Source organism: Bacillus sp. JJ1474 (assembly GCF_036965225.1).
In the GTDB taxonomy this organism is placed as follows: domain Bacteria; phylum Bacillota; class Bacilli; order Bacillales; family Cytobacillaceae; genus Cytobacillus.
This window is the reverse complement of record NZ_JBALPC010000008.1, coordinates 17,369-27,987: the sequence shown is the minus strand read 5'-3', so window position 1 is coordinate 27,987 and position 10,619 is coordinate 17,369. Positions and strand designations below refer to the sequence as shown.

8 protein-coding genes are annotated in these 10,619 nt (G+C 39.8%); all 8 read right to left on the bottom strand.

Annotated features, from left to right (window positions below; translation table 11 throughout):
• Nucleotides 1-60: 60 nt before the first annotated feature.
• The 8 genes from V7164_RS01280 to V7164_RS01245 are packed head-to-tail and all read right to left on the bottom strand — an operon-like array spanning nucleotide 61 to nucleotide 10,580.
• Nucleotides 61-1,023: an ABC transporter ATP-binding protein gene (locus V7164_RS01280; RefSeq protein WP_335353257.1), complete on the bottom strand. Its 963-nt coding sequence runs from the start codon at nucleotides 1,021-1,023 to the stop codon at nucleotides 61-63.
• Nucleotides 1,016-1,996, bottom strand: coding sequence for an ABC transporter ATP-binding protein (locus tag V7164_RS01275; RefSeq protein WP_335353256.1), 981 nt, complete (start codon nucleotides 1,994-1,996; stop codon nucleotides 1,016-1,018). The genes V7164_RS01280 and V7164_RS01275 overlap by 8 nt, the downstream gene beginning before the upstream one ends.
• Nucleotides 1,997-2,008: 12 nt before the next feature.
• Nucleotides 2,009-2,932 (bottom strand): nickel transporter permease, encoded by a 924-nt coding sequence (gene nikC, locus V7164_RS01270; protein ID WP_335345164.1) that lies wholly within the window; start codon nucleotides 2,930-2,932, stop codon nucleotides 2,009-2,011.
• A gap of 12 nt (nucleotides 2,933-2,944) precedes the next feature.
• Nucleotides 2,945-3,967 carry an ABC transporter permease gene (locus V7164_RS01265; RefSeq protein ID WP_335345165.1) on the bottom strand — a complete coding sequence of 341 codons (1,023 nt, stop codon included), beginning with the start codon at nucleotides 3,965-3,967 and terminating at the stop codon, nucleotides 2,945-2,947.
• A gap of 10 nt (nucleotides 3,968-3,977) precedes the next feature.
• Nucleotides 3,978-5,582 carry an ABC transporter substrate-binding protein gene (locus tag V7164_RS01260; protein ID WP_335353255.1) on the bottom strand — a complete coding sequence of 535 codons (1,605 nt, stop codon included), beginning with the start codon at nucleotides 5,580-5,582 and terminating at the stop codon, nucleotides 3,978-3,980.
• Between the two features lie 48 nt (nucleotides 5,583-5,630).
• Nucleotides 5,631-6,755, bottom strand: coding sequence for a DUF917 domain-containing protein (locus V7164_RS01255; protein WP_335353254.1), 1,125 nt, complete (start codon nucleotides 6,753-6,755; stop codon nucleotides 5,631-5,633).
• A gap of 50 nt (nucleotides 6,756-6,805) precedes the next feature.
• Nucleotides 6,806-8,536, bottom strand: a complete 1,731-nt coding sequence (locus V7164_RS01250; RefSeq protein ID WP_335353253.1) for a hydantoinase B/oxoprolinase family protein — start codon at nucleotides 8,534-8,536, stop codon at nucleotides 6,806-6,808.
• A 1-nt stretch (nucleotide 8,537) separates the two neighbouring features.
• Nucleotides 8,538-10,580 (bottom strand): hydantoinase/oxoprolinase family protein, encoded by a 2,043-nt coding sequence (locus tag V7164_RS01245; RefSeq protein WP_335353252.1) that lies wholly within the window; start codon nucleotides 10,578-10,580, stop codon nucleotides 8,538-8,540.
• Between the last annotated feature and the right edge of the window lie 39 nt (nucleotides 10,581-10,619).

Genomic DNA, 10,619 nt, shown 5'->3' with positions numbered 1-10,619 from the left:
CTCATGACTACCGTTTGAGCCGCTTTCTTATCAAAACGTATACCATGAACCTTTCATCCATCAGCTCTTTACCAAATGACACCGGACCATCCGCCCATCATCATAATCTACTAGTTCTTGCTTTTCTGAGCAGTCCTCAACAGCATAAAGGCAGCGCTGGGCAAACCGGCAGCCTTTAGGTGGATCGATGGCTTTAGGCATTTCACCTTCATACATAGTAAGGGAAAAAGCGGACTGTTCATCCATCGTTGGCAAAGATTCCAATAGCAGTTGTGTATAGGGGTGGGCAGGCTTATCAAAGACTTGATCCACCTCTCCAATTTCTACAATCTCCCCTAAGTACATAACGCCAACTCTTGTACACATATGTTTAATAACACTTAAATCATGTGAAATAAATAAATACGTAAACCCTTTGGATTGCTGAAGCTCCTTTAATAAATTCAAAATTTGTGCCTGCACTGACATATCAAGGGCAGATGTTGGCTCATCTAAAATAATAAATTTAGGATTTAATGCGATGGCACGGGCGATCCCAACCCGCTGTCTTTGCCCGCCGCTTAATTGATGCGGGTAGCGCTTATAGAAGTCCTCTGAAAGCCCCACTTCATATAATAGTCTTTTCGCTTCTGCTTCCCTCTCTTGTTTGTTTAAGGACAGATGAGTTTTCATCGGTTCTTCAATAATGGAGCCAATCGTCATTTTCGGATTAACCGACCAATACGGGTCTTGAAACACCATTTGGATTTCTTTACGGCTTTGTTTATCTTCTATTTTATTTAATGTGAATAAATCTTTATTTCCAAAGATTACGGATCCATCTGTAGGAGCTAGAGAACGCAAAATAGTTCGCGAAATTGTGCTTTTGCCGCAGCCTGACTCCCCCACAAGGCCAAAGCATTCCCCTTCTTTAATCGAAAAAGAAACATCATCAACTGCATGTAAAAAGCTCTTTTTTCGAAACAAACCTGTTCTAACGGGAAAGTATTTTTTTAAATTTACGACTTCTAGTAAATCAGTCATGAACAGAACCTCCCCCATTCGGATAATAACAGGCCACTTTATGAGTCTCATTTACACTCGTTAAATTTGGCATCCCTTTCGAATTACATTCTGGTCTTGCACTTGGGCAGCGGTTGAAAAAAGGACAGCTTGTTAGTGATCGGTCAATCATTCCATCAATAACAGGCAGTTTTTCACGCGTTTCTTTAAGCTTTGGAATTGCATCCATTAACATCGTTGTATAAGGATGCTTCGGATTTTGAAACACTTCTTTCGTCCGCCCTGTTTCGACGATATGACCACCGTACATAATGACAATTCGGTCGGCAATTTTTGAAACAACACTGAGATTATGGGTAATAAAAAGAATGGACGTACCATGTGTTTCTTTCATTCTATTAATTATATAAAGAATTTGCGATTGAATAGTCACATCTAAGGCAGTTGTCGGTTCATCAGCAATTAATAGCTTAGGATTACACGCCATTGCCATCGCAATCATGACTCTTTGACGCTGCCCGCCACTTAGTTCATGGGGGTATCTTTTTAAAGTCCCCTTAGGATCAGGCAGCCCGACAAAGGATAAGGATTCTATTGCTTTCTCCTTCGCAGCTTTTTTTGATAAAGATAAATGTTTTCGAATCATATTTATCATAGGCTCTCCAACCGGAAAGACTGGATTCAATGATGTCATCGGGTCCTGAAAAATCATTGTCATTGATTTTCCTCTAAATGCCTCCAGCTTTTTTTCAGGGATGCTCACTAAATCGACCCCTTCAAAAAGGATAGACCCGCGCTTAACACAAGCCTTTTTGGTAGGAAATAAATTCATGATTGCAGATGCTGTCATAGATTTCCCTGAACCCGTTTCACCTACTAAGGCTATTGTTTCGCCACGATTAATCGAGAGCTGTTCTAGATCCAAAGCGGTAAATGTTCCGGAGCGAGTTTCAATTTCTACCTTTACATTCTTCATTTCTAAAAGAACATCCACTTCTTTTCCCTCCTATTGATCACGGGTTTTCGGATCTAGATAATCTCTCAATCCATCTCCAAATAAATTAAAGGCCATAACAGTAATAAATATAAATAAACCTGGGAATGTGACATACCACCAATTTGTCAAAAAGAAATTCTTCCCTATATTAATGAGAAGTCCCCATTCTGGCTGGGGAGGCTGTGCACCTAGCCCAAGAAAGCTTAAAGATGCAGCTGTCAGAATAATCGAGCCAAAGTCCATTGATATTTGGACGATGATCGGGGCTAAACTGTTTGGCAGGATATGCCTTATGATGACTGTCCAAGATGGAACCCCCATCGCTTTTGCAGCCTCAACGAATCCACGTTCACGTAACGAAATGACTTGTCCGCGTATTAATCTCGTATACCACGGCCACCAGGAAATAGCGATGGCAATCATCATATTTGTAATGGAGGGACCTAATAATGCTGCAATGGCAATGGATAACAATAGGGGTGGAAAGCTTAAGAAAATATCACAAATCCGCATAATGGTCTCATCAATCCATTTTCCAAAATAGCCCGCAATTAAGCCTAAAGGAAGACCAATTGCTACAGCTAACCCAATCGCAATTAAGCCAATTTGGAAAGAGATTCTTGCACCGTATAGCACTCTGCTAAATAAATCTCTTCCAAGTTCATCCGTTCCGAATAAATGCTCCGAACTCGGAGGCAAAAACTTCTTCTCTAAATGTGATTCAGAGGCAATATCGCCTGGGTAAGGAACAATGACTGGCGCCAGAACAGCGATAGCCACCAAAAATAAAATGATAAAAAAGCCTACTCCTGCCAGCTTATTCATTTTAAAGAAATACCGAATTTCACTCAAAAATGCACTTTTATTTGAACTTTTCTTCATTAATGCTTTCTCCGAGGAAGGAGGAGAAACATTTGGATTCACTTTAAGCATATTGTTTTCCTCCTATTCCGCATTTAACTTAATTCGTGGGTCTAGTATGGCTAAGACCATATCAACTAGGAAGTTTACAAAGAGATACGCTCCTGTAACAAAAATTGTTATACCCATTATGACTGGATAATCTGATGAAAGAATAGCTTTAGAAGTATACAATCCTAACCCTGGCCATGTAAAAACAGATTCAATGAGAAAAGTAGTTGTCAATGCATAGGCAAATGTAAGACCGAGCGATGTAACCGTTGGACCCATAGCATTTTTCAAGGCATATTTAAACGTTCTAGTTATATTTGAAAAACCATAGGCTTTAGTAACGCGCATGTATTCCTCACCGATTACCTCAAGCATGGAGGATCGTGTCATCCTTGTGACCACTCCTAAAGGAAATGCCGCCATTGTTAGCATTGGCAATATTAAATGCATAAGTGCATCCTTGAAGTAAATCCAATTCCCTTGCAATAAGGAATCTAACAAATTGGATCCCGTTATCGTTTCGATTGGATAAAGTAATGCAACATCCGTTGATACCCTTTCACCTAACGGAAACCATCCTAATGTTTGATAGAAAATCAGCTGTAGGATCATCGCTAACCAAAAGGTTGGAATGGACACACCGCCAATGCTTATTCCTCTCGCAAGATGATCTAACCATGTTTCCTTTTTAATTGCCGTCAAAACTCCTAATGGAATCCCAATGATTATCGCGATTAACATGCCGCCAAAAATAATTTCTAAGCTTGACGGAAGAAAGGTTAAAAGTTCTTTTAAAACAGATTGATGGGAAGTAATAGATACTCCCCAATCACCTGAAAATAACCCTTTCATATAAGTTAAATATTGAATATAAAGGGGTTGGTCCAACCCCAATTCAACCTTGGCTGCTGCAATTTGTTCAGCAGTTGCCTTCGGTCCAATCCAACGGGCTGCTGGTTCAGAAGGAATAACTCTAGCAATAATAAAGGTGATCAATGAAACACCAAATAATACAAAAATACCAAGTAACAATCTACGGAGAAAAAAACGAATCATAAGGGATCACCTATTGTTTGAATGTGTCATAGAAAAATACTACGTTTGGATATGCTGGATTATCTACATATCCCCCGAGGCTATTGTTAATAATACGCACATATTTTTTGTCGTAAAGTGATAGTCCTGGTGATTCTTCCACTAAAATATCCTGTGCCTGTTTATACAAATCAATTGCTTTCTCTCTATCAACACCTGCAATCTTTTGTGCTTCATCTACCAATTTGTCATAGCTTACATTTTTAAAGTAAGCTAAATTAAACACGATTTCATCCTCTGATCCATATAAATTCTTCATAAATGAATACGGATCTGCGTAGTCCGGCCACCAGTACATAAATAATATATCTTGACGCTCCTCAGGATTGGGTGATTTAGCAAGGTCCCATTGAGCTTCCCAAAGCATGCCTTTTAGCTCTAAATCAAAACCAATCTTAGCAAATTCAATCTTCATTAATTCGGCTATTTGCCGCTCATCTTCATCAGCGGAGAGGTAAGTAAGCGTTAGTTTCCCACCGTCTACTCCGGCTTCCTTTAACAATTCCTTTGCTTTTTCGATGTTGTATTCATATTGCTTTAAATCCTCACTATGTCCCCATAAGCCTTTTGGGATTGATCCAAAGGATTGAGTAGCTGTATTGCCTAAAATATCCTTAACAATGCTTTCATATGGAATCGCATAGGAAATAGCCTGACGAACCTTTGGATTATTTAAAGGCTCTTTTTCCGTATTGAATAATGAAATTAATTGCTGGAAGCTTTCTGTTTCTTGAATTGAAACCGTATTATCCCCACTTATAGATTTTACGAGTTCATTTGGCAGCTGCTGAACGAAATGCAGTTCGCCTCCTTTTGCCATTTGCAGTCGAGTATTTGCTTCAGGGATTGATTTGAAGACCACTTTCTGAAATTGATTTGGCTTCCATTCACCCCAATATTCGTTATTTGAAGTCAGGATTAATTGGCTTCCCCGCTCCCATTTTTCTGGCTTATAAGGTCCTGTACCTGCAGAATTCCCTTCATTAAACCATTGTTCGCCTCCATTTTCTTCAGCTGCCTTTGCATCAAAAATGAAAGAAGCGTAGCCTGATGAAACAATGGTGTCTAAAGCTGCCGGATAGGATAAAACAAATTCTAACGTATAAGCATCCTTTGCATGAATTTCCTGTACAGGATCCCAGATGAATGCCGCTCCCTTTCCTCTTTCCATCGTTCTTTCAATAGCGGCTTTAGCAGCTTCAGCTGTCATTTCGTTTCCTGTATGGAACTTTACCCCTTGTTTTAATGTAAAAGTCCAAGTAAGTCCATCTTCAGATACTTCATACCCTTCAGCTAGTACATTTGTGAATGTTTCAGAATTTGCATCATACCTCAATAAGGTTTCATACATATTGTTCATGGCAACAATTTCATTCGAATAGCTATCACTTGGATCCCAAAATGTCATAATTTCATCATGAGCTCCAAACACCGCCACGCCGCCTTTTGGTGCACCCTCTGACTCTTTGCCGTCCGAACTATTGCCATCATTTGTGGCTGTATTATTACTGCATGCAGCTAATACAACAAGCAAGCTCAAGACAGTCATGAACCAAAACCATTTAGTTCTTTTCATTTCCTCCTACCTCCTACTATTGTTATTTATCCAAAAATCATGTTGAGTTTAAGCCTGCTTCGTATGTGAAAAATCTGCTAAACTCTTAAGCTGAGAATATAATTCTCTATTCTCTCCAATGTATTCCGGACCGAAAATAGCTAATCCCTTTTCAGTTTCCCATGCTTGCGGTGCAGGGTAAGTAATAACGGCCACTTCCATTCCTTCTTTACAGTTTGGATTTAATATCGGGTGCCCATCGTTCAAATCAACAACTGTTATTAATTCTGGAATAATAGAGACGATCCCATTACCATTCCTAGCAACCATATGTTCATTTCTAAACCATAGTGATAAATAATCTTTCCCATCAAGAGAGGAAATCGTGATATTTCCTTCTATAAATCCAATTACATCTTTCCAGTTCGAAGACGTTACGGTCCCCTTTATTAAAATCCTTCCTTGACCAGCTTCACATATCGGATTGATAGGAGAGAGACCTTGCTCATTTGCTAGTCTCCTAGCCTTTCCGACACGCTCAGAATTAGTAAGAGTGTCACGAATAACTGTACTCATTAACCTTTCACCTAATATAGGATGGTCGCACATTCCGGCAATATTGCCTGAAGAAATGGCAAAGTTCCTAGCTATATCCTCTGCACGATCATGATTAGCAACCGACTGCACAATCAAAACGTCCCCATACTTATTGGCAAGAGCGAACGGGGCAATGGGTATATCGAAAATATTAAATGTTGTATGAGCAATATCTGGGACAGCCCTTCCGGCAGGATCTGCATCTACTAACGGGATATTAAGAGAAGCAGCTGTTTCCATAGCCCAAGCGATATTTGCACCAAGTTCTGTAGGAATGACAGCATCTAGCTTTTTTCCTAATGCTTTCTGCAATGACTTCGCAGCTAAAACAGATACATTTTCCTTCGATTTTAGAAGATTTTCTAGTTTCTCCACTACTTCCTTTTTAGGGGAGGCAACCGAACCAACATAATAGGGCGAAGCAATTAGCCAATCCTTTTCAACATCTTCTAAGGAAACCATTCGAACTTGCTTCCCATTCGAGTAGATCTCGCTGATGATCCTTAAACCTTCCTTTAGATCACCTCCACCCCCAGTACCATATATACATGCACCATATAAAATGTCCTCTGCTTCTTGCTGTGTTAAAGTCCTCAAAAGGGAACCTCCTAGTTATCTTTTTTATTTCAATTGCACCGAACCTATTCCTAACCGTCTAGTCTACACTTCGTTAATCCTTTAATTTTAAAAGTATCCTTTTCAATTAAAACTCCAAAGATCTCCTCAGCTTGTTCAACTGAAATGTATGCATTTTTTACATCTTCAGCTACGAGCTGGGCGTCTCTATCAAATGGGTTTCCATACCCTCCGCCAGTCCCTGTTACAAGCTTAACGACATCTCCTTTATTTAAAGGATAGCGAGCATACACACCAAATGGTCCATCGACTTCTCCGTTACTTTTTTCTATATAAAAGTGATTAGTTGATCCATCTTTCCCACCACGCAAACCCCATGGTGCAAATTTATTACGTCCGTACGTTACAGAAACAGCTTGATGATCAGTTAAAGCTCTATAGGAACGAATAACTCCTGAACCTCCAATAAATTGCCCTGCACCAGCACCATCCGTATTTAGAGAGTACTCATCGACCATGATTCCATATCTTGATTCAGCAATTTCAACCGGTACGTTATACGTTTCTCCATCACCAATACAGAACTGGGCTCTTACGCCATCTTCCTCGTTATTTGCACCCCAGCCTCCAACTGAAGGCTCTACAATTAAAAATGGCTCTTTTGTATCGGGATGTTTTCCAGATAAGGTTACGGAACATACAGATAGGAAATGCCCAGCACCCAGCTTTGTTGGAAGAACACTTGCTAAAGCCTTCCAAACGAGGTCACCACCCATTGCTCCACTTTCCCAATAAACAGACATTGGCGCTGGCCGCTCACACGAAAAAATTGAACCGGGATCTGTAATGATTTCAAGTGGTCGGAAAACCCCATCATTAATCTGATGCTCATCGTTAATAATGGACAAAAACACAGTCCGAACATCTGAAACGAGAGTCGTATAGGAGCAATTAACAGGTCCAGGCACTTGAGGATGACTTCCTCTAAAATCACAAATAAAGCGTTCATCCATAATAGTGACCTTTACTTGTACCTTAAACGGTCCATTTCCAAGCCCATCTGTATCGATAGAGTCTTCTGCAAAGTACTCTCCATTAGGCAGAAGCTTGATTAAACTTTTTGCTGCCATCTCCCCTTGGTCCAGAAGGAAATCTGCCGTATGCTGAACGGTATTAACACCGTATTTATCACATAATTCTTGGTATCGTTTTTCACCAATTCTTAAAGATGCGATTTGTGCCCACATATCACTTATGGATAAATCCGGATACCTTACGTTTGCTCGAATCATTTCGACAAGGGCCTGATTGATTTTCCCTTCATCAAATAATTTAATACAAGGAAACTGAAGTCCTTCCTGATAAATTTCAGTTGCATCATTCGAAAACGACCCCGGGTCCTTTCCCCCAATTTCTGTCCAATGAGCTTTATTGGCTGAAAAAGCAACTAATTCATCATTATAGAAAATAGGCATTACTAATCCGACATCAGAAAGATGAGAACCTCCGCCATTATAAGAATCATTTATGATCACAATATCTCCTGGCTTTAAATCATCACCATATTTCTTTACTGTTTCTTTTACCATCGAACTAATCATTCCAATAAATCCAGCAACCCCATTACCTTGCGTTAATAAAAAACCTTTAGCATCTGTTATACCTGTTGCATAATCCAACACCTCATAAATAATTGGGCTCATTGAAGTTCGTCCTAATGTAAAAAACATTTCTTCTCCAATTGAGGTTAGGGAATCCTTTACAATTTCCAATGTGAACGGATCAATTGTTTTCTGCGCCAACTTACTTCCCTCCAGTATAAATAACTAGATTTCCATACAGGTCGACCTCTAACGTTTGAGTCGGATATACAACAACAGATGACATATTATCTTCAACAACAGCTGGTCCTTGTATCATCATCTTCGGTCTCAACTGACTTCTGTCAAATACATTTGTCATTAGCCAGCCGTCCTCTTCAAAATAAACATTTCTGCTATATTCTACGACAGCCTCTTGATCATTCGATGATTCCAGCTTCTTTAGTTCAGGTCGATTAACCTTTCCTACTGTTGTTAAATGCAAGTTTACAATTTCTACCTCTGCCTCTTCTAAATTAAAGGTATAAGCCTTTTTATGATAATAATGGAAGGACTCAATAATTTGCTGAGTTGTATCTTGGTCCCACTGCCCATTTGGCATTGGCACCTTTACTGTGTGCTCCTGACCAACATAACGAAGATCGGCATATCTCATGAAAAGAATATCCTCTCTCTTTACTCCCTCATCTATATACCGCTCCATACTCTTCTGCTCTAATAGGTGCCACATCTCATTTATCTCGTTTATATCTGCATTTTTTAATCGTTTAATATAGGTTTGAATAATGTCAGACCGTAAATCTGTCATCAACATGCCCCATGCAGAGAAAACAGCTGAAGCCACTGGAACAATCACCTTTTTAATCCCTAATTCTGCTGCTAAGTAGGTGCCGTGTAATGGTCCCCCGCCGCCAAATGCAACCATTGTAAAATCCCGAGGATCAAAGCCTTTTCTTACTGAAATAAGCTTCAGTGCATTTAGCATATTGGAATTAGCTAGACGAATAATTCCTAAAGCTGCATCCTCAACCTTTATGCCAAAAGGCTTTGCCACCTTATCAGTCATGACATCCTTAACTTTCTGTAAATCAACTGCATGCTCAAATCGATCAGCTGATAGTCTCCCCGTTAATAGGTTTGCATCTGTAATGGTCGGTTCTTCTCCTCCTTTACCATAGGCAACCGGACCTGGGACAGCCCCCGCTGATTGAGGACCGACACGTAAAGAGCCTACTGAATCGATCCAGGCAATAGAGCCGCCACCATTCCCAATTTCTACTATATCTACGACCGGAACCTTTAAAGGATAGCCCGCCCATTTCTCTGTTCTCTCAATCTGATAATCAGTCGTAATTTTTACATTGCCGTTTTCTATCAAGGAGCACTTTGCCGTAGTTCCGCCAACATCAAAAGCAATTAAATTCTTTTCACCAAGATACTCGCCTAAAATAGCTGAACCGAACACACCTGCAACCGGACCAGATTCTACCATATTGATCGGGGCCTCTTTCGCCAGCCCAAAGGTTGTTGTGCCGCCATTCGATTGCATAATATATTTTTGTGCTTTCACATTTTGTTTCATTAATTTCTGTTCTAATTGATTAATATAATTAGAGGCAATCGGCTTTACATAGGAATTCATTGCAGCCGTATTCGTCCGCTCGTATTCCCGCCATTCCTTTGTCATCTCATGGGAAGTCGTAATAGAAACCTCTGGCCATAACTCCTGAATAATCTTTGCTGCTTCTACTTCATGTGAAGGATTTTTATATGAATGAAGGAAGACAATGGCAATCGCTTCGACCTGTTCCCTTTTGAAATCATCTATTATCCTCATAATCTCGTCCTTATCTAACGGGATTATGACTTCTCCTTTATAATTAAGCCTTTCCTCTACCTCTCTTCTTAAAAAACGAGGGACAATTGGTTTTGGCTTTTGATAGCGGACGTTAAATAAGTCTGGCCTGTTTCCACGGCCGATTTCTAAAACATCCCGGAAACCTTTTGTCGTAATTAGGGCTGTTTTAACTCCTTTTCTTTCCGTTAATGCATTAATAATAACGGTAGTCCCATGAATAAATGTCTCTATCTCAGTTAGGGATATTTGGCTTTTCGCAAGAACATTTAGGACACCTTCCTCAAAGTTTGGAGGAGTCGTATTACTCTTAGAAAATCCAATTTCTCCTTCATTTGATACATATACTAAATCTGTAAATGTTCCGCCAACATCAGTTGAAACTCTCATCCATTCTCTCCCCTTAATAATTTTTTCTCTTGAAATGAT

Excerpts from the sequence above, each read along its gene's own strand:
- V7164_RS01280 (WP_335353257.1), bottom strand. The coding sequence starts at position 1,023 with ATGACTGATTTACTAGAAGTCGTAAATTTAAAAAAATACTTTCCCGTT.
- nikC (WP_335345164.1), bottom strand. The coding sequence starts at position 2,932 with ATGCTTAAAGTGAATCCAAATGTTTCTCCTCCTTCCTCGGAGAAAGCA.
- V7164_RS01265 (WP_335345165.1), bottom strand. The coding sequence starts at position 3,967 with ATGATTCGTTTTTTTCTCCGTAGATTGTTACTTGGTATTTTTGTATTA.
- V7164_RS01260 (WP_335353255.1), bottom strand. The coding sequence starts at position 5,582 with ATGAAAAGAACTAAATGGTTTTGGTTCATGACTGTCTTGAGCTTGCTT.
- V7164_RS01245 (WP_335353252.1), bottom strand. The coding sequence starts at position 10,580 with ATGAGAGTTTCAACTGATGTTGGCGGAACATTTACAGATTTAGTATAT.